This is a genomic window from Methylocella sp. (assembly GCF_041905455.1).
In the GTDB taxonomy this organism is placed as follows: Bacteria; Pseudomonadota; Alphaproteobacteria; order Rhizobiales; family Beijerinckiaceae; genus Methylocapsa.
Genome location: NZ_JAYRLA010000002.1, coordinates 1 through 25,684, shown reverse-complemented (window position 1 = coordinate 25,684; position 25,684 = coordinate 1). Strand labels below are relative to the sequence as shown.

At 68.8% G+C, this 25,684-nt stretch carries 25 protein-coding genes and 1 tRNA gene; 10 read left to right on the top strand and 16 right to left on the bottom strand.

Translation table 11 applies throughout. The annotated features are described in order from the left end of the window. Positions 1–5: 5 nt before the first annotated feature. Complete coding sequence (gene htpG / locus ACE3OG_RS02310) at positions 6–1,958, bottom strand: molecular chaperone HtpG (RefSeq protein ID WP_374305709.1); 1,953 nt, start codon at positions 1,956–1,958, stop codon at positions 6–8. Between the two features lie 215 nt (positions 1,959–2,173). Between htpG and ACE3OG_RS02305 the strand changes: the two genes are divergently transcribed. Then, the gene (locus ACE3OG_RS02305; protein ID WP_374305707.1) at positions 2,174–2,545 is read left to right on the top strand and encodes a DUF2794 domain-containing protein; all 372 of its coding nucleotides are present in this window, start codon (positions 2,174–2,176) and stop codon (positions 2,543–2,545) included. Positions 2,546–2,606: 61 nt separating this feature from the next. Here ACE3OG_RS02305 and ACE3OG_RS02300 read toward each other — a convergent pair whose 3' ends face one another. The 6 genes from ACE3OG_RS02300 to ACE3OG_RS02275 form a co-directional block, all read right to left on the bottom strand. Then, positions 2,607–3,392 (bottom strand): Bax inhibitor-1/YccA family protein, encoded by a 786-nt coding sequence (locus ACE3OG_RS02300; RefSeq protein WP_374305705.1) that lies wholly within the window; start codon positions 3,390–3,392, stop codon positions 2,607–2,609. Between the two features lie 157 nt (positions 3,393–3,549). Further along, positions 3,550–6,126 (bottom strand): ABC transporter permease, encoded by a 2,577-nt coding sequence (locus ACE3OG_RS02295; protein ID WP_374305703.1) that lies wholly within the window; start codon positions 6,124–6,126, stop codon positions 3,550–3,552. Beyond that, complete coding sequence (locus ACE3OG_RS02290; protein WP_374305700.1) at positions 6,123–6,455, bottom strand: cupin domain-containing protein; 333 nt, start codon at positions 6,453–6,455, stop codon at positions 6,123–6,125. The genes ACE3OG_RS02295 and ACE3OG_RS02290 overlap by 4 nt, the downstream gene beginning before the upstream one ends. 1 nt (position 6,456) lies before the next feature. Beyond that, positions 6,457–6,927: a DUF6691 family protein gene (locus tag ACE3OG_RS02285; protein ID WP_374305697.1), complete on the bottom strand. Its 471-nt coding sequence runs from the start codon at positions 6,925–6,927 to the stop codon at positions 6,457–6,459. Beyond that, positions 6,924–7,346, bottom strand: a complete 423-nt coding sequence (locus tag ACE3OG_RS02280) for a YeeE/YedE family protein (protein WP_374305695.1) — start codon at positions 7,344–7,346, stop codon at positions 6,924–6,926. The genes ACE3OG_RS02285 and ACE3OG_RS02280 overlap by 4 nt, the downstream gene beginning before the upstream one ends. Before the next feature lie 45 nt (positions 7,347–7,391). Next, positions 7,392–8,084 (bottom strand): ABC transporter ATP-binding protein, encoded by a 693-nt coding sequence (locus ACE3OG_RS02275; protein WP_374305693.1) that lies wholly within the window; start codon positions 8,082–8,084, stop codon positions 7,392–7,394. Between ACE3OG_RS02275 and ACE3OG_RS02270 the strand changes: the two genes are divergently transcribed. Then, the gene (locus ACE3OG_RS02270) at positions 8,084–8,821 is read left to right on the top strand and encodes an arylesterase (protein WP_374305691.1); all 738 of its coding nucleotides are present in this window, start codon (positions 8,084–8,086) and stop codon (positions 8,819–8,821) included. The two genes, ACE3OG_RS02275 and ACE3OG_RS02270, sit on opposite strands and share 1 nt — an antisense overlap. Before the next feature lie 136 nt (positions 8,822–8,957). Continuing rightward, positions 8,958–9,536: an RNA 2',3'-cyclic phosphodiesterase gene (gene thpR, locus ACE3OG_RS02265; protein ID WP_374305689.1), complete on the top strand. Its 579-nt coding sequence runs from the start codon at positions 8,958–8,960 to the stop codon at positions 9,534–9,536. Between the two features lie 13 nt (positions 9,537–9,549). Here the strand turns inward: thpR and ACE3OG_RS02260 are convergent, their stop codons facing one another. Then, positions 9,550–10,941: a cytochrome P450 gene (locus ACE3OG_RS02260; RefSeq protein WP_374305687.1), complete on the bottom strand. Its 1,392-nt coding sequence runs from the start codon at positions 10,939–10,941 to the stop codon at positions 9,550–9,552. Positions 10,942–11,118: 177 nt separating this feature from the next. Here ACE3OG_RS02260 and ACE3OG_RS02255 point away from each other — a divergent pair, with 177 nt between their 5' ends. The 3 genes from ACE3OG_RS02255 (at position 11,119) to ACE3OG_RS02245 (ending at position 16,483) form a co-directional block, all read left to right on the top strand. Further along, positions 11,119–11,886, top strand: coding sequence for a phasin family protein (locus ACE3OG_RS02255; protein ID WP_374305685.1), 768 nt, complete (start codon positions 11,119–11,121; stop codon positions 11,884–11,886). 260 nt (positions 11,887–12,146) lie between these two features. After that, entirely contained in the window at positions 12,147–13,742 is a 1,596-nt protein-coding gene (locus tag ACE3OG_RS02250; RefSeq protein ID WP_374305682.1) for a B12-binding domain-containing radical SAM protein, read from the top strand. Between the two features lie 218 nt (positions 13,743–13,960). Continuing rightward, positions 13,961–16,483 carry an autotransporter domain-containing protein gene (locus ACE3OG_RS02245; protein WP_374305679.1) on the top strand — a complete coding sequence of 841 codons (2,523 nt, stop codon included), beginning with the start codon at positions 13,961–13,963 and terminating at the stop codon, positions 16,481–16,483. 13 nt (positions 16,484–16,496) lie between these two features. On the opposite strand, the gene ACE3OG_RS02240 is transcribed toward ACE3OG_RS02245, so the two are convergent. After that, entirely contained in the window at positions 16,497–17,807 is a 1,311-nt protein-coding gene (locus ACE3OG_RS02240; RefSeq protein WP_374306070.1) for a replication-associated recombination protein A, read from the bottom strand. Between the two features lie 53 nt (positions 17,808–17,860). Between ACE3OG_RS02240 and ACE3OG_RS02235 the strand changes: the two genes are divergently transcribed. Then, positions 17,861–18,559: a hypothetical protein gene (locus tag ACE3OG_RS02235; protein ID WP_374305677.1), complete on the top strand. Its 699-nt coding sequence runs from the start codon at positions 17,861–17,863 to the stop codon at positions 18,557–18,559. Here the strand turns inward: ACE3OG_RS02235 and ACE3OG_RS02230 are convergent. The 5 genes from ACE3OG_RS02230 to rpsM all read right to left on the bottom strand — a co-directional run bounded on the left by ACE3OG_RS02230 (position 18,556) and on the right by rpsM (position 22,673). Further along, the gene (locus ACE3OG_RS02230; protein WP_374305674.1) at positions 18,556–19,986 is read right to left on the bottom strand and encodes a Do family serine endopeptidase; all 1,431 of its coding nucleotides are present in this window, start codon (positions 19,984–19,986) and stop codon (positions 18,556–18,558) included. The two genes, ACE3OG_RS02235 and ACE3OG_RS02230, sit on opposite strands and share 4 nt — an antisense overlap. Positions 19,987–20,061: 75 nt before the next feature. Further along, positions 20,062–20,481 (bottom strand): 50S ribosomal protein L17, encoded by a 420-nt coding sequence (gene rplQ / locus ACE3OG_RS02225; RefSeq protein WP_374305672.1) that lies wholly within the window; start codon positions 20,479–20,481, stop codon positions 20,062–20,064. A 118-nt stretch (positions 20,482–20,599) separates the two neighbouring features. Then, positions 20,600–21,616, bottom strand: a complete 1,017-nt coding sequence (locus ACE3OG_RS02220) for a DNA-directed RNA polymerase subunit alpha (RefSeq protein ID WP_374305669.1) — start codon at positions 21,614–21,616, stop codon at positions 20,600–20,602. Between the two features lie 220 nt (positions 21,617–21,836). Beyond that, positions 21,837–22,226 (bottom strand): 30S ribosomal protein S11, encoded by a 390-nt coding sequence (gene rpsK / locus ACE3OG_RS02215; protein WP_374305666.1) that lies wholly within the window; start codon positions 22,224–22,226, stop codon positions 21,837–21,839. A 78-nt stretch (positions 22,227–22,304) separates the two neighbouring features. Next, positions 22,305–22,673: a 30S ribosomal protein S13 gene (rpsM, locus tag ACE3OG_RS02210; protein ID WP_374305664.1), complete on the bottom strand. Its 369-nt coding sequence runs from the start codon at positions 22,671–22,673 to the stop codon at positions 22,305–22,307. A gap of 326 nt (positions 22,674–22,999) precedes the next feature. Here rpsM and ACE3OG_RS02205 point away from each other — a divergent pair. Then, positions 23,000–23,074, top strand: a tRNA-Gly gene (locus ACE3OG_RS02205). A 105-nt stretch (positions 23,075–23,179) separates the two neighbouring features. Here ACE3OG_RS02205 and ACE3OG_RS02200 read toward each other — a convergent pair. Then, on the bottom strand, positions 23,180–23,611 hold the full coding sequence (locus tag ACE3OG_RS02200) for a DUF2442 domain-containing protein (RefSeq protein WP_374305662.1): 432 nt from the start codon (positions 23,609–23,611) through the stop codon (positions 23,180–23,182). 130 nt (positions 23,612–23,741) lie between these two features. Here ACE3OG_RS02200 and ACE3OG_RS02195 point away from each other — a divergent pair, with 130 nt between their 5' ends. Beyond that, a complete protein-coding gene (locus ACE3OG_RS02195; RefSeq protein ID WP_374305660.1) occupies positions 23,742–24,200 on the top strand; it encodes a helix-turn-helix domain-containing protein in 459 nt (152 codons plus the stop codon). A 3-nt stretch (positions 24,201–24,203) separates the two neighbouring features. Beyond that, complete coding sequence (locus ACE3OG_RS02190) at positions 24,204–24,794, top strand: PIN domain-containing protein (RefSeq protein WP_374305658.1); 591 nt, start codon at positions 24,204–24,206, stop codon at positions 24,792–24,794. Positions 24,795–24,908: 114 nt separating this feature from the next. On the opposite strand, the gene ACE3OG_RS02185 is transcribed toward ACE3OG_RS02190, so the two are convergent. Then, positions 24,909–25,181, bottom strand: a complete 273-nt coding sequence (locus tag ACE3OG_RS02185) for a hypothetical protein (protein ID WP_374305656.1) — start codon at positions 25,179–25,181, stop codon at positions 24,909–24,911. Positions 25,182–25,684 lie beyond the last annotated feature (503 nt).

Here is a 25,684-nt window from a genome sequence, read left to right as displayed (position 1 = left end):
TCCTCTCAGGCGCCGGTCCGCACGGCGTCGATCAGCACCCGCGTCAGGCGGCTCGCGAAATCCGGCGCGCTCTGCGGCTTCTCGCCCTCCATCAGCCGCGCCTCGTCATAGAGGAGCCATACGACGTCCTCGAGCCGCGTCTTGTCGGGCTGCGCGACGAGCTTCGCCAGCGCCTCGATCAGCGGATGCTTCGGATTGACCTCGAGGATCGGCTTGCCCGCCGCGCCGAGCTGGCCGTGCTCGGCGAGCAGACGCTCGAGGCGCCGGTCGAGGCCCGACTCCGGGGCGATCAGGCAGACGGGGCTCTGCGCGAGCCGGTCGGAGGCGCGCACGTCCTCGACCGCGTCTTCGAGCGTCTGCTTCATCAGCGCGAACAGGACGGCGAGGTCGGCCGGGCGCGCCGCCTCTTCCGTCTCCTCCTTCGGCTCGAGGAGCGGGATCGCGGCGATGTCCGCCGCGCCCTGGCTCACGGACTTGAACGGCTTGCCCTCGAAGCCCGCCGCCGTCTGCACCCAGAAGGCGTCGACGGGGTCCGGCAGCAGCAGGACCTCGACGCCGCGCGCGGAGAAGCCTTCGATCTGTGGGCTGGCGGCGAGGCGCTTCACGTCGTCGCCGAGCAGGTAATAGATCGCCGTCTGGTTCTCGCGCAGGCCGGCGACGTAGTCCTTCAGCGTGCGCCCGCCGTCCTGATGCGTCGAAGTGGCGAAGCGCGCGATCGCGAACAGGGCGTCACGCTTCTCGGGCGCCTCGTAGAGGCCCTCCTTAAGCACGGCGCCGAAGTTCTTCCAGACCTCGGCGAATTTTTCGGGCTCGTGCTCGGCGAACTTGCCCAGCTCCTGCAGGATGCGCCCGGCGACCGCCTTCCTGATCGCCGCGAAGACGGGGCTCTCCTGGATCATCTCGCGCGAGACGTTGAGCGGGATGTCGGCCGAATCGACGACGATCTTCACGAAGCGCAGCCAGCGCGGCAGAATCTCCGCGTCGTCGGTGATGAGCACATGGCGCACGTAGAGCTTGCCGCGTCCGGTCGGCTCGCCGCTGAACAGGTCGAACGGGCGCGAGGACGGCACGAAGGCGAGCACGGTGTACTCGTGGCGGCCCTCCGCCCGCCAGTGGATGGTCAGCGCCGGCTCGTCGAAGCGGCCCGAAAGGGTGCGGTAGAAATCGGCGTATTCCTCGGGCGTGATGGCGCTTTTGGGCCGCGTCCACAGCGCCTGTCCGTCGCTCAGCCGGCGCGGCTCGCCGCCCTTCTGCGCGATTATCTCGACGGGCGCAGCCAGCGCGCTCGAATGTTCGCGGACGATGCGCTCGACGCGGGCCTCGTCGAGATCGGCCTTCGCCGCCTCGGTGAGATGCAAAACGACGCGCGTTCCGTGCTCGGGCGCCTCCTCGAGCGGGACGGGCGAGACGGTGAACTCGCCCTTGCCGTCCGAGCTCCACAGATTGGCCTCCTCGCTCCCGGCGCGGCGCGAATAGACGTCGACGCGGTTCGCGACCATGAAGGCCGAGTAGAAGCCGATGCCGAACTGGCCGATGAGGTCGGCCTGCGGGCTCTTGCGGCCGAAGCTGTCGTCGGGCGCGTCGGGTTGCGCCTCCGCGTCCTCGCCGTCCTGCGCCTCGCGCTCCGCCGCGCCGAGCTTGTCGAGAAAGGCCCTGGTGCCCGAGCGGGCGATGGTGCCGAGCGACTCGGCGAGCTCCTGCGCGCTCATGCCGACGCCGTTGTCCTCGACGCTGAGCGTTCCGGCGTCGCGGTCGAGCGCGATGACGATCTTCGGCGGCGCGGCGAGGCCTGGATCGGAAAGCGCCTCATAGCGCAGCTTCTCGCAGGCGTCGGCCGCGTTCGAGAGCAATTCGCGCAGGAAAATGTCCTTGTCGGAATAAATGGAGTGCACCATGAGGTGCAGGAGCCGTGCGACATCCGCCTGAAAGGCCTGAGTGCGTCCCGCAGCTTCGCTCATGTGAAAATCCGCTCCTGAATTCGTTTGCGGCCATGCGCCGCGATTTCGCCGCCTTGGCGGCGCGGTCCCGTTCGGGCGCAGATATCGGGCCTCGCCCCTTTGCGCGCAAGGGCCGCGCTTGCGCCGCCGCCGCGTCGTGAGAAGGTCATAAAGCGCTTGCTGAAGCCCGGGGGTCGGGCGATGATGAGGCGGTTCTGCGACAGCGGCGAGCGACCATGAAAGATCTGGAGGGCGCCGAGGATATTTCGGGCGCGGCGCGGCCCGCCGAGGCGGGCCAGCGCCTTGCGGACGTCGTCTCCTTCGACCGCTTCGAGCTGCGGGAAATCCTGAACCTCTACGGCCGCAAGGTGGCCGAGGGCGAATGGCGCGACTATGCGCTCGACTTTCTGCGCGACCGGGCGGTGTTCTCGGTCTATCGCCGCGCTTGCGAATGCGCGCTCTATCGCATCGAGAAGACGCCGCGGCTGGCGCGCCGCCAGGGCGTCTATTGCGTCGTCGCCTCCGGCGGGCTGATCCTCAAGCGCGGCCATGAGCTGGCGCGGGTGCTTTCGGTGCTCGACCGGCGCCTCAAGCTGGTCTCGGGATGAGAAGTCCCATAAATGAGAAAAGCCCCGCCGGAGCGGGGCTTTCCTTGATTGCAGGAGCAGCTTAGTTGTTGCGGTCGCCGCTGAGGAAGAGCAGCGACTGGAAGATGTTGATGAAGTCGAGATAGAGCATCAGCGCGCCGTTGATCGACTTCTTGGCCGCGACCTCGTAGCCGTCGTTCTCGTAGTACATCTCCTTGATCGCCTGCGTGTCCCAGGCGGTCAGCCCCGAGAAGATCAGCACGGAGAGGATCGAGAGGCCGAACTGGAACGCCGTGCTCTGCACGAACAGGTTCACGAGGCTTGCGATCACGAGGCCGATCAGGCCCATCACCAGGAACGAGCCCATCGCCGACAGGTCGCGCTTGGTCGTGTAGCCATAGAGGCTGAGGCCGCCGAAGGCCGCCGCAGTAATGAAGAAGGCGCGAGCCACCGAGGCGCCGGTGTAGACCAGCAGGATCGAGGACAGCGACAGGCCCATGGTCGCCGCGAAGGCGAGGAACATGGCGCGCGCCGAAGACGCCGACATCGAGTTGATGCGGAACGAGAAAAAGAACACGAAGGCGAGCGGCGCCAGCATGACGACGTAGCGCAGCGGGCTGCCGTAGAGCGCGGCGCCGAGCGCGGTGAGCGGGATCGAGCCCATCTTGGCGACGGCCTGCGCCGGGTCGCCGGCGACGGCGAGCATGTTCACGCCGAGCGCGACGAGGCCGGTGATGGCGAGGCCGAGCACCATGTTGTTGTACACGCCGAGCATGTACGTGCGCAGGCCCTGGTCGATCTCGAGTCGGCCAGCCCGCGTGACGCCCTGACCCCAGCGGGCGGTTGCGTTGCGGTCGAAGTCGGACATGAAATTCCTCTGAGAAGTTCGAAGGCGGCCTTCGCCTCCCTCTCCGCCGCCGGGGCGGCCCCATTGCAATATGGCCGAGCGGCCAGACCGGCACAAGGCCAGCCAGCATGAACATTCCTTAAGGTTTCCGCGCCTTTAGGGTGGAGGACGGCCCTGTTCAGAGCTCGCGCAGGAGAGGCGCGGGCTTGCGCGACAGCGCCCGGGCCGCGCCGAGAAGCCCCACGAGCGCGGCGAGCGCGAGCGCGCCGAAGGCGGCGGCGAGGGTGAGCCCGAGCGAAAAGGCGAAGCCGACGTCCATCGCGAGGCGCGTCGCCGCGAAGGCGATGAGCGTTCCGCACAGCGCGCCGGCGAGCGCGGCCGCAGTCCCGGTCAGCGCGTGCTCGACGAGCGCCGCGGCGAGGAGCCTCGCGCGCGTCGCCCCGAGCGTCTTGAGGATCGCTCCTTCCCGCACGCGCGCGCTCTGCTGCGCGAGGACCGCGCCGGCGAGCACCAGGATCGCCGCGGCGATGGCGACGCTCGAGGCTCCGCGCACCGCGGCCGAGAGCTTGCCGGCGAGCGTCGCCGCCGTCTCCAGCGCCTCCCTGACCCTGACGCTCGCGACGGAAGGCCAGCCGGCGGCGAGGGCGCGCAGCAGCGCCGTCTCCTCGGCGGCCTCGCGCGCGGGCGATTCGCCGCGCGGCAGGGTCAGGGTCGCCAGCATGTTGTAGGGCGCGCCGGCGACGGCGTTCGGCGAGAACACGAGCACGAAGTTGATGCCCATGCCGCGCCAGTCCACCTTGCGCAGGTTGGCGATCCTCGCGCTCACCGTCCGGCCGAGGACGTTGACCGAGATCTCGTCGCCGACGGCAAGGCGCAGACCGCGCGCGACGCGCTCCTCCATGGAGACGAGCGGCGGCCCGGCGTAGTCCTGCGGCCACCATTGTCCGGAAACCAGCGTCGAGCCGGGCGGGATTTCCTGCGCGAAAGTGAGGCCGCGGTCGCCCTGCAGCGCCCAGGCGGCGTCCTCGCCGGGCTTGACCGCCTCGGCCGGCTCGCCCTTGAGGCGGACGATGCGCCCGCGCAGCATCGGCGCGAGCTCGACCGAAGCGCCCGGGGCGCGCGCGCGAAGCTCGTCGGCGAATTCCTGTCCCCGCGCGTCCGGCACGTCGAGGAAGAAGAAGCTCGGCGCCTCCTGCGCCCGCCTTTCTCCAAGGTCCGCCCTGATCGAGGCGTCGACGAGGGCGAGCGCGACGGCGAGGCTGAGGCCGAGGCCGAGCGAGAGCACGATCGAGCCGGTGAGCGCGCCGGGACGACGGACGCCGGCGAGCGCCAGGCGCAGCGTCAGCGGCGCGCGGGCCGCCGGCGCATGGCGCGCGGCCAGAGTCAGCGCGAAGGCGACGAGCCGCATCAACGCGAAGACGGCGAGCGTCGCGGCGAGGTAGATCAGCGTGATCCGGCGGTCGGCCGAGAGCGCCAGCGCCGCGCCGACGAGCAGCGCGCCGGCGCCGAGCGTCAACAGGAGATATTTTAAGTGCAGGCGCGCGCGCGCCGGCTCGACGTCGTCGCGAAAAATCGCCTGCGCCGGCGTGTCATGGGCGCGCCCGAGCGGCGCGATCGAGAAGGCGAGCGCCGTGAGGAGGCCGTAGAGAATCCCCTCCCCGATCGCCGCCGGGTGAAGCGCCGGGGCGAGCGGAAAGGGAAGCAGGCCGCCGAACAGCGCGAGCGCGAGGGCCGGCAGGACCGCTCCGAGCATGGCGCCGGCGACGACGCCGATCAGCGCGACGAGCATGACCTCGGCGAGCGTCGCGGCGAACACGAAGCCGCCCGAGGCGCCGAGCGTCTTGAGGGTCGCGAGCGTCGGGCGCCGCTTCAGCGCATGGGCGCGCACCGCGTTGGCGACGCCGACGCCGCCGATGATCAGCGAGGAGAGGCCGATCAGCGTCAGGAACTGCGTGAAGCGGTCGAGATTGCGCTCGAACTGCGGGGAAACGTTCCTGCGGGTGCGAATCTCCCAGCCGGCGTCGGGCGCTTTTTCGCGCAACTGGGCGGCGAGGGCGTCGAGATCGGCGTCGGACGCGCCCGGGGCGAGCTTCACGCGCGTCAGGAAGCGCGCGAGCGCGCCGGGACGCAGGAGGCCGGAGGCTTCGAGCGCCGCCCGGCTCATCAGGACGCGGGGGCCGAGGCCGAAGCCGGAGGCGAGCTGGTCGGGCTCGCGCGAAAGCGCGGCGGCGATCTTGTAGCGCCCCTCGCCGATGGCGAAACTCTCGCCCGGCTTCAGCCCGAGCCTGACCGGCAGAGCCGGATCGGCCACGACGGCGAACGCGTCGCCCTCGCGCGCGAGCGCAGAGGGGAGCTCGCCCGGCGGCTCGAGCTCGGCCTCGCCGGCGAGCGGCCAGGCGGCGTCGACCGCCTTGATCTCGACCATCGCCGCCTCGCCCGAGGCCGCGCGCGCCATCGCCCGCATCTGGACGATCCGCGAGATTTTCGCGCCGGGGCCGGCGGCCGCCGCGACCAGCGCCTCCTCGGCGGCGTTGGGCGCGCGCTGGGCGAGTTCGAGCGAGAGGTCGCCGCCGAGGATCGCGGCCCCCTCCCGCGCGAGCGCGTCCTTGAGCGAGGCGGACAGCGAATTGACGGCGACGATGGCGCCGACGCCGAGCGCGAGGCAGCCGAGGAAGACGCCGAAGCCGGAAAGGCCGCCGCGCAGGCTGCGCAGGGCGAAGCGCAGGGCGAGCGGGAGGCGGAGCGCGGGGCTCATGGCGCGCTCGCTCCGAAATGGACCGCGAGCCAGACGGTCGGCGCCGCCGTCCATTCGACGCGGTGGCGCCGGCCGGGCGCGATCAGCACGTGGTCGCCGGCCTCCATGCGGCGCGGCGCCTCCTCGCCGGCGAAACGCAGCAGCGCCGCGCCCTGAAGGACCGCGACCCACTCGGGGCGCGCCTGCTCCAGCCATTCGCCTTCGGGCGTCGCCTGACCGAACGAGACGATGCGCTCGACGCGCAGGCCCTGCGCCGCGACGAGGGCGTCGAACGTCTCGGCCTCCCGGTCGAGGCCCTGAAGGTCGAACAGGTTGCCCAGCGCCTCCACTTCAGCCGCGCCGCGCGAAAAAACGGTCGTGGGCCAGCACGCCGCAGACCATGGCGACGAAGAAGACGAAGATCTTCGGCAGGCCGAGGACGAGGCCGGCGATCGCCGGGCCAGGGCACAGGCCGCCCATGCCCCAGCCGACGCCGAACAGCGCGGCGCCGGCGATCAGCCGCGCGTCGATTTTTCCGCGCGACGGCAGGTGGAACGTCTCGTCGAGGAGCGGCCGCGCGCGGCGTTGCGCGAGGCGCACGCCGGCGAAGGAGACGACGACGGCGCCGGCGAGCACGAAGGCGAGGCTCGGATCGAACCGGCCGAACACGTCGAGGAAGCCGCGCACCCGCGCGGGGTCCATCATGCCGGAGAGGGCGAGGCCGAAGCCGAACAGCGCGCCGCAGGCGAGCGCGGCGAGCGCGCGCGCGGCGTCGCCCGCGGGAGTGCGGGGAGCGGCGAGGGAGGACGGCGCGACGGTCATTTGATCCCCGCGAGATTCATAAGCGCGACGGTCGCGATCGCGCTCGCCATGAAGGCGCCGACGGCGGCCAAGGAGCGCGGCGACAGGCGGGCGAGGCCGCATACGCCGTGGCCGCTGGTGCAGCCCGCGCCGAGCCGCGCGCCGAAGCCGACGAGAACGCCGGCGAGCGCGAGGAGCGGCGTCGACCCCTCGATCAGCACGCGCGGAAATCCGCCGAAGGCGAGAAGATAAAGGAGCGGGCCGCAAAGGAGGCCGGCGAGGAAGGCGAAGTTGCGCGTTCGGTCGGCCCGCGCGCCGGCGAGCGCTCCCGAAAGCGCCCCGCTGACGCCGGCGATCCGCCCGTCGAGCAGCAGATAGGCGCCGGCGGAAAGGCCGATCAGCGCGCCGCCGATCAGCGACTGTAGATAGTGCGGCTCCAAATTGCCCCTCCCGCGGACGTTAAAGACAATGAAGACGGCCGCGCCTCAGGCCGGCGCGGCGACGCGCTCCTCGACGACGCGGCCCGAATCGAAGCGGATGATCCGCCCGCAGCGCGCCGCAAGGTCAAGGTCGTGGGTGACGAGGACGAGCGTCGTCCCCCGCTCGCGCCCGAGCGCGAAGATGAGCTCGATCGCCGCCGCGCCCGTCTTTCCGTCGAGGTTTCCGGTCGGCTCGTCGGCGAGCAGCAGTTTTGGACGCGGCGCCAGCGCCCTCGCCAGGGCGACGCGCTGCTGCTCGCCGCCCGACAATTGCGCCGGATAATGCGCGCTCCTATGTTGAAGCCCGACGGCTTCGAGCTCGCGCGCCGCCCGCTCGAAGGCGTCGCGGCGCCCGGCGAGCTCGAGCGGCGCGGCGACGTTCTCGAGCGCGGTCATCGTCGGGATCAGATGGAAAGCCTGGAAAACGACGCCGACATGCGCCCCGCGGAAACGCGCCAGCGCGTCCTCGCCGAGCCGGTCGATCCGGCGTCCGGCGACGTGAATCTCCCCCGAATCGATGCGCTCGAGGCCGGCCAGCGCCATCAGGAAGGTCGATTTGCCCGAGCCGGACGGGCCGACGAGGCCGACGCTCTCGCCCTGCGCGATCTCGAGCGACACGCCGTTCAGCACATGCGCGCGCGCCGCGCCGCGGCCAAGGCTCAGACGAACGTCCGCGAAACGAACCGCAGGATCAGCCATTGAAAATTCCCGTGACGCGCGAAGCCGCGCGAAAGCCCGCCGCGGCGGCGCGGCGGGCTGACGAAGCCGTATATGGCGGGCGCAGGCGCTTTCTCCAAATTTCGGGCGCGGCCGCGCTCGCTTCGGCCCTCGGCGCGCAGGCGCAGGAGGCGCCGCGCGCTGGCGAGATCCGCCTGCTCGCGCTCGGCGACAGCCTGACGGCGGGCTACATGCTGCCCGAGGCGCAGGCCTTTCCGGCCGCGCTGGAGGCGGCGCTGCGCCGCGAGGGCTTTAACGTACGGGTCGTCAACGCCGGCGTCTCGGGCGACACCGCCTCGGGCGGGCTCGCCCGGCTCGACTGGACGCTCGGCGAGCCGTTCGAGGGCGCGATCGTCGAGCTCGGCGCGAACGACATGCTGCGCGGGATCGATCCGGCGACGACGCGCGCCGCGCTCGCGCAGATCCTCGACAGGCTGCACGCGAAAAACATCAAGGTCCTGCTCGCGGGGATGCTGGCGAGCGGCAATCTCGACGACGCCTATCGCGCGCGCTTTAACGCCATCTATCCCGAGCTCGCCGCGCAATATGGCGCGCTGCTCTACCCTTTCTTCCTCGAAGGCGTCTCGGGCCGTCCGGCGCTGACGCTCGCCGACGGGCTGCATCCGAACGCCGCCGGGGTCGAGACGATCGTGCGCGGCCTGCTGCCGCAGGCGAGCGCCCTGATGCGCGAGATCGGCGCGCCGGCCGCGCCGGGCTGAGGCGTCCTTGATTCCGGAAAGGCCCCGCCGCGGGCGGGCGGCGCCGGGGCGCGTTCCCGCGTCGGGCGAATTCTGGTAGACTTTCCCTCAGCCGGCGGTCGCGATTCGGCGCATCTCAAGCCTTACGGGGGGACCCATGCCTCGCCTGTTCACCGGCCTCGAGATCCCCGCGGACGTCGCCCGCGAACTCGCCATGATGCGCGGCGGCGTCCATGGCGCGCGCTGGATCGACGTCGAGAACTACCATCTCACCCTGCGCTTCATCGGCGACATAGACGTCGCCGCCGCCCATGACGTCGACGCGGCGCTGCGGTCGATCCGCCGCCGTCCCTTCGAGGTGACGCTCGAATCGCTCGGCTCCTTCGGCGGCGCGAAGCCGCGCGCCATCGTCGCCCGGGCCAAGCCGACGGCGCCGCTTATCGAGCTTCAGGCGCAGCAGGAGCGGCTGCTGCGGCGCGTCGGCATCGCGCCCGAAGCGCGCAAGTTCACGCCGCATGTGACGCTGGCGCGGCTGCGGCAGGCGTCCAACATGGCGGTCGCCGACTATCTCGCCTCACGCGCCTTCATCTTCTCGAAGCATTTCACGGCGAGCCGCTTCGTGCTGTTCTCCTCGCGCGATTCGGTCGGCGGCGGCCCCTATGTCGTCGAGGCGGCCTATCCTCTCGCGGCCGAGCCGGACGAGGCGCCGCGATGGGCCGCCGCGCGGCGCGCCTGAGCGCGGGCCGGAGCTACTCGCCCCGCCGGCGCCGGCGCAGGATCATCGGCAGGCCGCCCTCGGGGCGCAGCGTCACGCGCTGCACCGGCCTGACGTCGCGGCCCGGGGCGGGGGCCAGCGTGAAGTCGCGCAGGACGTGCGCGAGGATGAGCGCGGCTTCCTGCATCGCGAAGCCGCCGCCGATGCACACCCGCGGCCCGGCGCCGAGCGGCAGATAGGCGAAACGGTCGATCTTCTCGCGCGCGCCCGGCAGGAAGCGGCGCGGATCGAACGCGTCGGGCTCCTCCCAGAGGAGCTTGTGGCGGTGCAGCACCCATTGCGAGATGATGATCAGCGTTCCCTTGCGCACGCGCTGTCCGGCCAGCACGTCGAAATCGACCGCCGTGCGGCTGATGCTGGCGACCGGCGGATAAAGCCGCATCGCCTCCTCGATCACCGCGCGGGTTTCGACGAGCCGGCCGACGGCGTTCTCCGCGGCGCCGCTCAGCGCCTCGTCCGCCTCGTCGGCGAGCCGCCTGCGCCAGCCGGGCGACATGGAGAGCAGGAACAGCGACCAGATGACCGCGTCCGCCGTCGTCTCGTGGCCGGCGCCGATGAAGGTCACGACATTGGACCTGACCTCCGCGTCGGTGAGCCCCGCCCCGGTCTGCGGGTCGCGCGCCTCGAGCAGCAGGCCGAGGATGTCGCGCGGGGCCGCGCCTTCGGCGATCAGCCGGCGGCGACGCGCGATGAGCCCGTCGACCGCCGCGTCGAAGAAGGCGAGCGCCTTCGCGCCCGCGCCCCTGCCGAAACGCGGCGCCCAGTCGGGCAGGCCGAGGAGGTCGAAAGGATGAAACGTGCCGATGGTGCGGAAATAGTCGGTGAGCGGCTTCGTGAAGGCGCCGGGGTCCTGGCCGAGGCCGTCGCTGAACAGCGTGCGGCCGAGCACGTCGAGCGTCGCGCGGGCGATCTCCGGCTGGACGTCGAAGGTCGCTCCCTCCTGAAAGCCGTCCCAGCGCGAAACGAGCGCCTCGGCGGCCTCGACCATGGTCGGCGCGAAAGAGGCGATCATCTTCGGGGTGAAGAGCGGGGCGAGCGCGCGGCGCTGCGCGCGCCAGGCCTCGCCCTCGACGACGAGCAGGCCATTGCGCAGCGCCTCGCCGAGGATGCGCTTCTGCAGGTCGTCCTTGCGGTAGGCGCCGGCGTTGTCGACGAGCACGCGGCGGATCGCGCCGGGGTCGCTGACCACCGCGAGATTGCCGAGCACCGTCGGCCCGATCACGATCGGCAGCTCGAAATGAGCCCGCGTCCAGGTCTCGATCGGATTCTTGCGCAACAGCCACAGCGTGGCGAGGGCGCCCAGCGGCGCCTCGCGCGGACGGGGCGCCGGCGGACGCGGCCTCATGACGCTGGCGGTCGTCGACATGGCGGCAGTCTAAGCCCGCCCGGGCTCGGCGCAAAGCCGGACGCCCGGCCGCTTGCTTTTATATTGCGGCGCAGCATACACTGCGCCGCAGCGCGCCGCGCCGTTTGAGGCTCTGTCAAGCCAGGCTTGACGCAATTCGTTTGGAGGATCGGCGCAATTTCGATCGGAGACAGGATCATGACTGCGACCAGAAGAGGCGCTCCGGGCAAGCCGCGGCGCGAGCGCGCGCCGTCGGACGAAGAAATCAGCTGGGAGATGGTCAGGGCCGAGGCCGCGCGCGCGAGCCAGCCGCCGCGGGGCAAGGCGAAGCCCGCGCAGGCCGCAAGCGCGCCGAAGGCGCAGGCCGTGAAAGAGCAGGCGCCGGCCGCGTCCGCCCCTGCGGCGAAGGCGCCGCGCGCGAAGTCGCGGCGCGCCGCCGCAACGCCGGCGCCAGTCGCCGATCCGCCGCTCCCGACCGCGCCCAAACGTCCCGTGCGGGCGAAGGCGAAGCGCGCGGCGCAGGCGGCGCCCGGGGAAGGCGCGCCGACGCGCACGCAGGAGCTCGCGCCCACGGCCGCTCCCGGGACTTCGTCCGTCGAGCGCGATCAGCGGCGTGAAAGCCTCGCTCCGCAGAGCGCGCAAGAGGCGCCCCGCGCGGCGCGCCCGTCGGCGCCCGCGCCCGCGTCGTCCGCATTCTGGAGCCTGCGGCCTGCGGCGCCCGGCGCGCGCGGTCCGGGCGACGCGCTGCTCGTCTTCGAGCGCATCGCCGCGGAGACCGCCGAGTATTCGCGGCGTTCGGTCGAGACCGGCTCGGCGTTCCTCTCCCAGCTCATGAGCGCGCCCTCGCTGGAGAACGCAAGCCGCCTACCCTATGATTACGCGCGCAGGTCCTGCGTCGACTTCTTCGACTATCTCTCGAAGGTCGGCGCGCAGTCGCTGCGCGCCTTCGGCCTCGCTCCAGCCTAGCTCGCGGCCGCAAGGGGAACGCGCACGCGCGCCCCTCGCCTCGCCGCCCGCGAACGGGCGCCGGCGCGCCCGAAGTTGATCGCGTCCTCGCGAACGCGCTCATATCTTCGCCGTTATTGGGTCTGCTCCTGAGCCAAGTCCGTCTCAGCGACGCAACCGCAACCGGCGAGAAGCCCTTGACCCGCAGCGAGCCCCCGCCCCCCGCCGCAGCTCCCGCACGAGACGATTTTCCTCACGCGCCGGCGCGCCGGATCCTGTGCGTGTTCCCGCGCTACGCGCCCTCCTTCGGAACGTTCGAATACGCTCACCCGCTGACGCCGGGCGTCAGGGCCTTCATGCCGCCGCAGGGTCTGCTGCTGATCGCCGCCGCGCTGCCGGCGGGCTGGGAGGCCCGCTTCGTCGACGAGAACATCCGCGCGGCGGACGCGCAGGATTTCGCCTGGGCCGACGCGGTGTTCGTCAGCGGCATGCATATCCAGCGCGCGCGCATCAACGACATCTGCGCGCGCGCCCACGCGGCCGGCAAGGCGGCGGCGCTCGGCGGCCCCTCCGTCTCCTCCTCGCCCGAGTTCTACCCCCACTTCGACTATCTCCACATGGGCGAACTCGGCGACGCGACCGACGCCCTGTTCGCGTTGATCGGCGAGAATCCAGCGCGCCCGAAGGCGCAGGTGGTCCTTCAGACGAAGATCCGCCGGCCGATGGCGGAGTTCCCGATTCCCGCCTATGAGCTCGCCGAAATCCCGCGCTATTTCCTCGGCAGCGTGCAGTTCTCGAGCGGCTGCCCCTACACCTGCGACTTCTGCGACATTCCGGGCCTCTACGGCCGGGTGCCGCGGCTCAAGACGCCGGCGCAGGTGGTCGCCGAGCTCGACAAGCTCATCGCCTGCGGCGTCAACGGCTCGGTCTATTTCGTCGACGACAATCTCGTCGGCAACCGCAAGGCGCTGCTCGAGCTGCTGCCGCATCTCGTCGCCTGGCAGAAGCGCAACGGCTTCGCCGCCAGCCTTTCCTGCGAGGCGACGCTCAACATCGCCCGCTCGCCGGAAATCCTGAAGCTGATGCGCGAGGCGGCCTTCGACACGATCTTCTGCGGCGTCGAGACGCCCGAGCCCGAAGCGCTGAAGGCAATCCACAAGAGCCACAATATGATGGTGCCGATCCTTGAGGCGGTGCGCGCCATCAACGACCACGGCATGGAGGTCGTCGCCGGAATCATCCTTGGGCTCGACACCGACTCGCCCGACACGGGCGAGCGCATCCTCGCCTTTCTCGACGCGGCCAAGATCCCGTTCGCCACCGTCAACCTGCTGCAGGCGCTGCCGCGCACGCCGCTGTGGGACAGGCTGACGCGCGAAGGCCGCCTCATCGACGATCCCGAGCGCGAATCCAACGTCGACTTCAAGCTGCCGTACGAACAGACTCTGGCGATGTGGCGCATGTGCATGGAGCGCGCCTACGCGCCCGCCGCGCTCTATTCCCGCTACGAGCACCAGATGGGCGCGACGCGGGCGAACCGCCTGCCGCGGCCGTGGAGCCGGCAGCGCCTGTCGCCGCGCAACATCGGGCTCGGACTCTCGATCCTCGCCCGGCTCGTCTGGCGCGTCGGCGTCAGGGGCGACTACCGCCGCACGTTCTGGCGCTTCGCCCTGCGCCGCCTCGCGCAGCGGAAGATCGAGCCGATCATCAGCGTCGGCCTCGTCGCCCATCACCTCATCTCCTTCGCCCGCGACGCAGCGAGCGGACGCGGCAACGCCTCGCATTATTCGGCGATCGACCGCCGTCCCGACGAGCGCCCGCGTCTCGCCCGCGAGGCCGACGCGGCGGCGCGCGCGCGGGCCGATCAGGCGGCCTGAGCCCGCCGCGCCCATGTGGCGCAAGAGCCACAAGAGCGCGAATTCGGGCGTCCGTCCGGCTTTCCGCGACGCCGGACGCGCGGCGTCAATTCCTTGCAAACCAACTCTCTACGCGGCGCCCGAGGCCGCCGCGCCGGACGCAAACGGACTTGAGAGCGCGTTGCCTTCACGTCGGCGTGTGCGATAAAAATGCCGCGTTTGAGCGCGGAGCAATTTCGATGGGTCGTTCACGTTTTGATGCGCGAAGCTTCGTCTCGGCGCTTCTGGGCGCCAGCGCCCTCACCGCGCTGCAGCCCACCGCCGACGCGCTCGCGGTCTGCGCCCCGAGCTCGCAGACGCCGACGCTCATCACCATCGGCTGCACCGGCGACACGTCCATCGCGACGCTTCCCGTGCCCGCCGTGCCGATCAGCGCGCAGATCTTTCTCGGCGCCGACGGCTCCCGCGCCAACGTCAATCTGACGCAGGACCTGACGATCAACCTGACCGGCGGCGCCGGAACCTATTTCGGCCTCGACACGCTCAACGCCGGCGCGCCGAGCTCGATCACCGGCGTCGGAAACGGCCTCAACATCCTGTCGTCCAACGGCGCCGACATTCTGATCGGCCAGAACTCGCTCGGCGGCGTCGGGATCAACGCCGACATCACCGGCCTCAACGGCGCCGGCATACGCGCCGACGCGCTCGGCGCGGGCTCGATCGCCATCACCACCGCGCCGGGCGCGACGGTCACCGGCACCAACGCGCAGGCGATCTTCGCGACTTCGGTCAACGGAAACATCACGATCAACGTCAACGGCTACGCCCGCGTCCTGCCGAGCTTCGCCAACCAGTATTCGGTGCAGGCGGTCTCGACCGGGGCCGGCAATATCTTCCTCGGCGGCTCCGGCGTGTTCATGGGCGGCGTCGCGGCTGAATCCTCCGGCACGGGCTCGATCGTCATCGGCGGCTCGGGGACGACCACCTTCGAGGAAGGCGGCGTCGTCACCAACGGCGTCATTCGCGCCGTCATCAGCAACGCGGCGAGCGACGGCTCGATCACCATCAACCGCAGCGGCGCGTTGATCGGCGGCGACAACCAGAACGGCATTTACGCCCAGAACCTCGGCGCGGGCTCGATCTCCATCGCCGGAATCGGCGACGTGATCGCCGGCACGACGGCGATCGAGGCCGACGCGCGGGGCGGAAACGTCACCATCACTCCGGCCGGCTTCGTGCGCGGCGGCGAGGGCATCAGGGCGAGCGCGACGGGCGCCGGCGACATCGACATCACCACCGTCGGCGACGTGACCGGGACAAACGGCTTCGGCATCATCTCCTCCGTCGTCAACGGAACGGCGACGATCAACGTCGGCGCGCTCAGCACCATCTCCGGCGCTTCAGGGCCGCTCAGCCTGACCGGCGCCACGGTCGTCAATAACGCGGGGACGCTGAGCTTCGTCGACGGCGCGACGGGCCTCACCACCTGGAGCGGGGCGACGCTCAACGGCCAGGGCGGCGCGCTCGCAATCGACCTCAACGCCGGCGCCGGCGTCGCCGACCGCCTCGCCGTCTCGCGGCTTTCGGGGACGACCTCGATCCGCGTCACGAACGTCGGATCGGGCGGCCTGCTCTCCTCGCCCGTGCCGATCCTGACCGCGACGACCGTCGATCCGGGAGCGAGCGTGACCGCCGCGCACATTCCCGGCATCATCGACTACGAGGTGAGCCAGGCGGGCAACGTGTTCAGCCTCTCCTCGTCGATCAACACCAGCGTCGCCTCGGCGACGCCAACCGGCATCGACGCCGTGCTGACGGCGCTGAACACCGGCTTCTTCCAGAACGCCAGCGCCTTCGTCTCGGAGCCGACGAACCCGGAGCGCAACCAGTGGAACGGCGGCCCGTGGATCCGCATCGCCAACGGCCGCAACGACGTCTCGGCGACGACCACCGCGTACAACGCCACCGGCGCCGACTCGGCCCCCTCCAAGGTGCGCGCCGATTTCGACGGCTTCCAGACCGGCCTCGACCTCGGCCTCGCCAATATCGAAGGCTCGGGCTGGAACACCCATCTCGGCGTCACCGCGGGCATGGTCAACCTGCGCACCAACAATCTGCTCGCCTCCAACATCTCGAGCGCCGTGCAGGTGCCTTTCATGGGGCTTTACGCCGCCGTGACGGGGCATAATTTCTTCGCCGACGTGCAGATCCGCGAGGATTTCTTCAACCTCAGCCTCAACAACACGGCGGCCAACCTCTACGGCGCCGGCCTCAACGGCACGGCCTTCGCGTTCAACGCCTCCGCCGGCTACCGCTTCGACCTGCCGTCCGCCTGGTTCGTCGAGCCTTCGCTCGCGTTCATGTATTCGCGGCTCAGCATGCACGACCTGCTGATCCCGCTCGAATCGGGCGGCGGCTCGCTCGGAACGCTCGACTTCAACCCCTTCGTGAGCGAGCTCGGACGCGCCGGCGTGCGCGTCGGGACGACGCAGGTGCTCGAGCAATATCAGCTCGCCCTGCAGCCCTTCGCGACCGGCAGCGTCTGGCGCGAGTTCGCGGGCGCGACGCACACCGATTTCCGCACCGGCGATTCGGTCGTGCCGCTCAGCGTCACCCGCATCGGCACCTTCGGGCAGGTCGGCCTCGGCGTGTCGGGACAGGTGCTGAAGACCGGGTTCCTCGGCTTCCTGCGCGGCGACTATCGCTTCGGCGACAACATCCAGGGCTACGCGGTCGTCGCCGGCATGCGCTACCAGTTCTGAGCTCGGCTTCGCGTCAACCCTCGCCGCGCTCGCGGCGCAGCCGCTCCCACCAGGCGAGCCGCTCTGAAAGGTCGCGCTCGAAGCCGCGCCGCGTCGGCGAATAAAGCTTCTGGCGTCCCAGCGCCTCGGGCCAGTAGTTCTGGCCGGAGAAGGCGTCGGGCGCGTCATGGTCGTACATGTAGCCGGCGCCGTAGCCTTCGCCCTTCATCAGCTTGGTCGGCGCATTGAGGATGATCTTCGGCGGCATGAGCGAGCCGTGCTCCTTGGCGAGGCGGCGCGCCGCGCCATAGGCGCGATAGGCCGCGTTCGACTTCGGCGCCGTCGCGACGTAGACGACCGCCTGCGCGATCGCCAGCTCCCCCTCGGGCGAGCCTAAAAAATCATAGGCGTCCTTCGCGGCGTTGGCGACGACGAGCGCCTGCGGATCGGCGAGGCCGATGTCCTCGACCGCCATCCGCACCACCCGCCGCGCCAGGAACAGCGGGTCTTCGCCGGCGTCGAACATGCGCGCGAGGTAATAGAGCGCGGCGTCGGGATCGGAGCCGCGCACCGCCTTGTGCAGCGCGCTGATAAGATTGTAATGCCCTTCCTGCGCCTTGTCGTAGATCGGCGCGCGGCGCTGCACGATCTCGCCGAGCTTTTCGGCGTCGAAGGTTTCTCCAGGCGCCGCCGCGCGCCAGACTTCTTCGGCGAGCGTCAGCGCGGCGCGCCCGTCGCCGTCGGCCATGCGCAGCAGCGCGGCGCGGGCGGAGGCGTCGAGCGGCAGCTTGCGGCCCTCGGCCGCCTCCGCCCGCTCGAGCATCTTCTCGATCGCCGCCTCGTCCAGCGCGCGGAAGATCAGCACGCTGGCGCGCGACAGAAGCGCGGCGTTGAGCTCGAAGCTCGGGTTTTCGGTGGTCGCGCCGATGAGCGTGATGGAGCCGTCCTCCATCAGCGGCAGGAAGCTGTCCTGCTGGGCGCGGTTGAAGCGGTGGATCTCGTCGACGAAGAGCAGCGTCCCCTGCCCGATCCTGCGCCGCGCGCGCGCCTCCTCGAACAGCTTCTTCAGCTCGGCGACGCCGGAGAAGATCGCCGAGACCTGCACGAAGGCGAAGCTCGTCTCATGCGCGAGCAGGCGTGCGACGGTGGTCTTGCCGGTGCCGGGCGGACCCCAGAAGACCAGGCTGCCGAGCGAGCCCGAGGCGATGCGCCGGGTGAGCGCGCCGTCCGGCCCGACGAGATGGTCCTGCCCCACGACGTCGGAAAGCCGCGTCGGGCGCAGCCGGTCGGCGAGCGGCTGGGGCGCGGATTTTTCGAGGCCCGCAGCGGCGAAGAGATCGGTCATATCGCCCTTGGTGTAAAACTCCAGCCCATTATAGTAAGGAAGATGCACGCGCCATGTCCAAACCCAACGAATTTTACATTGGGGTCATCGAACTTTTTGCAGTCCTTGTCCCCGGTTCGATCGCGGTTGCGATTCTCGCGCCGCTTCTTGCAGAGCTGAGCCTTCCATCGGCGGTCGAATATCCGCGAAACGACTTCGCGCAGTGGGCCGCCTTCGTGATCGGCGCTTACGCCGCGGGCCATATCGTATTCTTCTTTGCTTCGTTCATGGACGACTTCGCCGACGCGCTGCGAGATCGGATTCAGCGTAGCGTCACGGCCGACGAAGCCCGGGAACGGCAGCTAACGGCCCTGAAGCGCCTCATCGTCGATCGACACGTCGGCAATTGGCGAGCCCATGACTGCGCTTCACAAATTTGCAGCTCTTTTCTTCGGGACGCTCGGGCAAACGGCGTCAAATTATATCAATGGGCGCGCGCCACGCTCATGCTCAAGCTTCCTGCAGCCGCCGACGATGTTCAGCGTATCGAAGCCGACGCTAAGCTATTTAGAAGCCTCGTCGTCGTCTTCCTGCTGGCAAGCATCGTCTTTTGCAAGGAACACCGTCTTGCGGCGGCTCTCGGCGCCTTCATCCTCGTAGTGCCTTGCGCATTTCGCTATTACGAACGTCGCATGAAAGGCGCGACGCAAGCCTTCATCTACATTATCACGCTAGACAGTCTCGGCGAGCTCAAGGCGAAAGAGAACGATTAGCCCCCGAGCACCGTCGTCATCACCTCGCCGCCGCGGCCGATCTCGAGCTTCCAATAGCCGCGTCGCCCGACGGCGATCCGCTCGAGGTCGCGCGTCGAGCGCACTTTGACGTCGTTGACGGAGAGCACCACGTCGCCCTTCTGGAAATTGACCGCCGCCGCCGCCGAGCCCTCCTCGACTTCGGTGATGACGACGCCCTCGCTCACGCCCTGGATCGACATGTCCTCGATGACGGCCGGCGACAGATTGACGACGGTCGCTCCGGCGAAGGGCGAGGCGCCGCGCAGCTTGACCGGATCGCGGGCCGGAATCTCCGCCGCCGGCTGAAGGGGAAGCTTCAAGGTCAAGGGCTTGCCGGCGCGGCTCACCGTGAGCGAGGCGAGCCCGCCGATCGGCTTGGTCGAAAGTCGGTAGCCGACCGATTCGGGCGTGTCGACCGCCTGCTCGTCGACGGAGAGGATGAGGTCGCCGCCCTTCAGCCCCGCCTTGTCCGCCGGGCCGTCCTTCACCACTTCGGTGACCAGCGCTCCGGAGGCGCGGTCGACCCCGAGCGATTCGGCGATCTCGCGCGTCACCGCCTGCAGGCTTGCGCCGAGCCAGGGGCGGCGCAGCTTCTGCCCGTTCTTGGCCGCGGCGACGACGACCCGCACGATGTTGACGGGGATCGCGAAGCCGATGCCGACCGAGCTGCCGGTCTGCGAATAGATCGCCGAATTGACGCCGATCAGCCGACCCTTGATGTCGACGAGGGCGCCGCCGGAATTGCCGGGGTTGATCGCCGCGTCGGTCTGGATGAAGAAGCCCGATTCCGAGATGCCGCCCTGGGTGCGGGCGAGCGCCGAGACGATGCCCTGCGTCACGGTCTGGCCCACGCCGAACGGATCGCCGATGGCGAGCGCGATGTCGCCCACCTCGATCGCGTCGGAATCGCCGAGTTCGATGACCGGGAACTCGCCGCCGCCCTTGAGGCGCAGCACGGCGATGTCGGTGCGCTGGTCGCGCAGCACGATGTCGGCGTCGAACTCGCGCTTGTCGGCGAGCGCGACCTTGACGTCCGTCATGTTCTCGATGACGTGGAAATTGGTGACGACGAGGCCGGAGGCGTCGACCAGGACGCCGGAGCCGAGCGAGCGCGCCGACTGGCCGCCGGGCGCCGCGCCGAAGAACTGGTCGAGGAAGGGATCCTGGAAGCGGCTCCCGCGCGGCCGCTTCTCGACGCGCGAGGCGTAGACGTTGACGACCGCCGGCTGCGCTTTCTTGACCACCGGCGCGAAGGACAGCACGACCTCGGACGCCGCTTGCGGCGCCTGACGCATCTCCTGCCGGCGCGGCGCCTGAGCCGCCGCGCCCAACGTCATGGCGACGAGCGCGAGCGCGAGCGCCGCGCGACGAAGGAAGTTCGGCTGTTTTCCGGCTGCGGCGGTCATGACGGCGTTACGCCCCTTGCGTCGATGCGCGGGCGCGGCGGTCCTGCGCGAGCCGCGCCCGCGAAAGCTGGAACTTCAGGCGGCGGACTCTTCGTCCTCGACGAGGACGGGTCCGGAATCCTTGCCCTTGGCCTCGACGTCGCGGTCGACGAATTCGATGACCGCCATCGCCGCGTTGTCGCCGTAGCGGAAGCCGGCCTTGAGCACGCGGGTGTAGCCGCCATGCCGGTCCTTGTAGCGCGGGCCGAGCACCGAGAACAGCTTGCCGACGATGGCGACGTCCTTGATCTGGGCGATGGCCTGGCGGCGCGCGTGCAGGTCGCCGCGCTTGCCGAGCGTGACGAGCTTCTCGACGACCGGACGCAGGTCCTTCGCCTTGGGCAGGGTGGTGACGATCTGCTCGTGCTTGATGAGCGCCTGCGCCATGTTGGCGAACATCGCCTTGCGATGCTCATGGGTGCGCCCGAAGCGGCGATGAGCCTTGCCGTGATACATTCTGGCTGTCTCCGTCGATTATGACGGCCGCCGCGCCACGGTACGGCCGTCCTTTATGAGCCCGCGATTTTGAGCCTCGCCGGGCGAAGGAAGGGCCGCGCGGGCGCGGCCCGAACTCTTAGTAGTGCTCCTCGAAGCGCTTGGCGAGGTCGTCGATGTTGTCCGGCGGCCAGCCGTTGACCTCCATGCCCAGATGAAGCCCCATCTGCGCGAGGACCTCCTTGATCTCGTTGAGCGACTTGCGGCCGAAGTTCGGCGTGCGCAGCATCTCGCCTTCGCTCTTCTGAATGAGGTCGCCGATGTAGACGATGTTGTCGTTCTTGAGGCAGTTGGCCGAACGCACCGAGAGCTCGAGCTCGTCGACCTTCTTGAGCAGCGCCGGATTGAAGGCGAGCTCGGGGATCGAAGGCGTCGACTCGACGCGGCGGGGCTCCTCGAAATTGACGAAGACGTTGAGCTGGTCCTGCAGGATGCGCGCGGCGAAGGCGACGGCGTCCTCGGGCGTCAGCGCGCCGTTGGTCTCGACCTGCAGGGTGAGCTTGTCGAGGTCGAGGTTCTGCCCCTCGCGGGTGTTCTCGACGCGGTAGCTCACCTTCTTGACCGGCGAATAGAGGCTGTCGATCGGGATGAGGCCGATCGGCGCGTCCTCGGCGCGGTTGCGCTCGGCGGCGACGTAGCCCTTGCCGGTGTTGACGGTGAACTCGATGCGGATCTCCGCGCCCTCGTCGAGGGTGCAGATGACGAGGCTCGGATTGAGGATCGAGATGTCGCCGGTCGTCTGGATGTCGCCGGCGGTGACCTTGCCCGGCCCCTGCCGCTTGAGCACGAGGCGCTTCGGCCCGTCTCCCTGCATCCTGACGGCGATGTCCTTGATGTTGAGGACGATGTCGGTCACGTCCTCGCGCACGCCGGGGATCGAGGAGAACTCGTGCAGCACGCCGTCGATGTGGATCGAGGTGATCGCCGCGCCCTGCAGCGAAGACAGAAGGATGCGGCGAAGCGCGTTGCCGAGGGTGAGTCCGAAGCCGAGCTCGAGCGGACCGGCGACGACGGTCGCGACGCGCTTGGGGTCGTCGCCCGGGATCACCTCGAGCTTGTTGGGTTTGGTGAGCTCCTGCCAGTTCTTCTGAATCACGAACAGAGCCTTTCTGACGGTGCGGCGCCCGGATTGGCGCCAGAGTCTTTCAGCCGCGCGTCAAGGTCGCGGGAGCGGCGGCTTCGCCCGTCGGCGCCGCACGGCGCGCGCCCTTGCGAGGAGGACGCGAAACGCGCCGCGCGGCGGACGGTCGGCGGCGCCCAGATCGAAAGCCGGCGGCCTGGTCCGACGGCCGGCGTCGCCTTGACGCCCGTCGCGCTCAGACGCGGCGGCGCTTGCGCGGACGGCAGCCGTTATGCGGGATCGGCGTCACGTCGCGGATGGAGGTGACGGTGAATCCCGCCGCCTGTAGCGCGCGCAGGGCGGATTCGCGGCCGGAGCCCGGCCCCGAGACCTCGACCTCGAGCGTGCGCATGCCGTGCTCGGCGGCCTTGCGGGCGCAGTCCTCGGCGGCCATCTGGGCCGCGTAGGGCGTCGACTTGCGCGAGCCCTTGAATCCCATGGTTCCCGCCGACGACCAGGAGATGGTGTTCCCCTGCGCGTCGGTGATAGTGATCATGGTGTTGTTGAACGTCGAGTTCACATGCGCGACGCCCGAAGCGATATTCTTGCGCTCGCGGCGGCGGACGCGGGTGGTTTCCTTGGCCATGTCTTCAGTTCGTTCCTTCAGGCGCGCCCGTGACGCCAGGCGCTAAGGAGTTTTCCGAACGCGGTTCGGGACGAAAGCTTACTTCTTCTTGCCGGCGATCGGCTTCGCCTTGCCCTTGCGGGTGCGGGCGTTGGTGTGGGTGCGCTGGCCGCGGACGGGCAGCTTGCGGCGATGGCGCAGGCCGCGATAGCAGCCGAGGTCCATCAGGCGCTTGATGTTGACCGCCACCTCGCGGCGCAGGTCGCCTTCGACGAGATAGTCGCGGTCGATGGTCTCGCGGATCTGCAGCACTTCGGCGTCGGTCAGATCGGAGACGCGGCGCTCGGCCGGAATGTGGATCTTGGCGCAGATCTCTTCGGCCTTTTTCGGGCCGATGCCGTGGATATACTGCAGCGCGATGACGACGCGCTTGTTGGTCGGTATGTTGACGCCGGCGATGCGTGCCATGAACCATCTCCATTTGGGCCTTGGGCGACGCGGCCCAAGGCGTGATGACTCCGCGTCCGGTGGAGGCCGGCCCCTGCGGAGCGCCCAGAATGCTCGAAGGCGCAAAAAACGCCTCCGGAAACTCGCGTTTCAGGCTGAAGCGGCGGCTATAGCGAATTCAGTTCGCGACGTCAAGCGGACGGAAGAAATGACGTCCGCAGCCATGTCGGGGCGCGCGCCTTGCGGGCACATGGCGAGGGGACGAATTTGACGGGAAAGGACAGTTGCAATCACGGATCGTTTGCGCCATATACCGCGGGCCGACGACTTGCCCCGTCGGCATGGACGCGGGTGTAGCTCAGGGGTAGAGCACAACCTTGCCAAGGTTGGGGTCGAGGGTTCGAATCCCTTCGCCCGCTCCAAAAATGGCCAAAAAATTCAGTAAGTTATAAAGAAGCCGCCTCCGGGCGGCTTTCTTGTTTTTGGCTCGTTTACTCGCCATTTACTCACGCGGAAGAATTTCGCGCTCAAGCCGCGCGCGCCTGCGCGTCGAAGCCGACGCAGGCGAGCCGCACCGTCTTCGGCAGAAGATGCTCGCCCGCTTCGTAATAGCGCCACATGCGCGGGCTGACGCCGAGCGCCGAGGCCGCCTCGGCCTGCGTCATCCGATGCGCCTCGCGCCATGACCGGAGCCAGGCGCCGCCCTGCGCGAGCGCCAACCGCCAGAGCGCATCGGACGAAATCTCCATGTCGTCGGTCCAGTGGGCGCACCAACCCCATTCGCCGACCGTCACGTCGCGGAAAGCCGCGTCGTCGGCCCGCAGCGGCGCGAACACCGCGTAGCGCGCAAGGTGCTCGCCAAGGTCGACCGGGCTTTCGGCGCCGCCCTTCCACGTCACGAACAGCGTGCGGCCTTCGCCAGCGCGCACGGCGCGGATGTTCGGAGCTTCGTCGCCCACGATTTTTCCTTTCGACCGCGCTTCGGTCATTCCCAACCCAGTTTCATTGGAACCCATGTGTGTTTCGCTCATTGCGCTTGTTGCGTTTATTGCGAATATCGGATACCTATTGGCTGATCGGAGAACCACAATGACCATGCCAGCTTGCGCCCAAGAGCTTGGCGGCCGACTGCCTTCTCCAAGCGATAAGGCTGCCGCCAATCACCTTCGTAAAATACTCGCTGCGCAAGCCGCTGGCGACGCGAAGCTGCGCGTGGTGGATGAAGAAACCAAAGCCCCCCTTGAGGTTACGCTTACGCCGGCGCTGGCCAGTTTGCTGATGGAACTGCTCCGACATGTCGGCAGCGGCGACGCTGTGACGCTCGTTCCTGTCAGTCAAATGCTTACGACCCAGCAGGCGGCGGATATTCTGAACGTCTCCCGGCCTTTTCTTATATCTCTCCTCGACAAAGGCGAGATTGAGCACACGAAGGTTGGCCGCCATCGGAGAATTAAAGCAGAAAATCTGTTTGCTTATAAGCGCGATCGAGACGCAAAGCGGAGCGATGCGCTTTCTGATCTTGCCGAGTTGGACGCGGAGTATTTCTAAGCTTTGTTCGCCAATCGCTTTACCGCGTTTGTAGATGCTTGCGTTCTCGCATCTCCGCTAAAACGGAACCTCCTGCTGACGCTTGCGGAGGCGGAGTTCTTCCGCGTCCGCTGGTCTGCGCAGGTGCTGACCGAAACTCAGCGGGCGATCGAGAAAATGTTGGTCGAAAAGGGCGCAACGGATGCAACTCAAAGCGCAGAGCGCGCTCGGAAGAATATGGAAGACGCGTTCGAAGAGGCGATGGTAAGTGACTTTGACAAATTCATGTGCATCGGCGACGGATTTCCCGATCCTGGCGACGCTCACGTCATCGCAGCTGCGCTGAAGACGCAAGCTGCGATGATCGTGACGGAAAATTTGAAGGATTTCCCTTGCGATTTGTTGGCGCCCTTGAATATCGAGGCGCGCTCGTCCGACGCCTTCATCGCCGATACAATCGCGCTCGACAATGGCCGCGCAGTAGCGGCGATCCGAAGAATGCGGGAACGCTTCAAGAAGCCTGAAATGACGGCCAGTCGGCTGTTGCTGGACATGGAAGCGAAGGGATTGCTGGCGACTGCCGACGTTTTGAGCTCTCACGTCCAATCGCTTTAGGCTGTCACGTCGACGCAGCGCATTTTGCCGTCAGCGTGCCCGCCGATCCTGTCGTCAACGACGCTTGGCGCCAGATCGTCGGCGTCAAGCCCCTACGAAGACGCTGGCGGGCTGTCAGCCGCCGAACTGTGCGACCAGCGCGTCGCGCTCGAAGTAGAAGCTCGGCTTCTCGCTTCCACGGAACGGCGACCCATGGATTTGGGAGATTAGCCGCATCTCGAGAAGCTCTCTGCAAGCTCGCTCGGCGTCGTCGCCGTCGAGAAGATGCGCGCGCTCGGGTGAGTCACAGGCGGCGCGCCGCACGTCGATGGCGGTGAAGCCCCTCGCGGCCAGATCGGGCGAGCGGATGAGAAGGTGCGCCAGCGCCACGGCTCGCGGACTGAACATCTCGATCGCTTCCATCTCAATCCCCCAAAGAAGGCCGCTGACTGGCTTTAACGCCTGAGCGCTATCTTCGCCATCATATCACGGAATGCCCGCCAGCGCCCCGTTTTTGGCGGTTAACAGCCATTGATGCGTCCCACGGGGGCGCAGAGGGGAACACACGCTTCAGCGGCGAGACGGGCGTCTATTTCCAGCCCGATCCGCCTCGACGGGCGCGACATGCGCTTCTGGGCATAAATCGAGCCTTCCGAGAGCGGAAAACGGACGATCACCCCTTCGTCATTTGCGCCGCCGTGATTGGGCGAGCCGCATCGTTCGTTATTACGAACGATATGTTCTTTTGGACAAACGTCTCATGCGAGTTGGGCGTTCGACCGTGGGCTTAGAGCGCCTAACAAAACCGTCTCAAGGCCCTGAAGCAAATGATAGCGGCGGCGAGGACGATAAAGGCGCGGTAGAGGTCGGCGTGTCGCTCATAGCGGACGACGAGGCGACGGAACTGATTG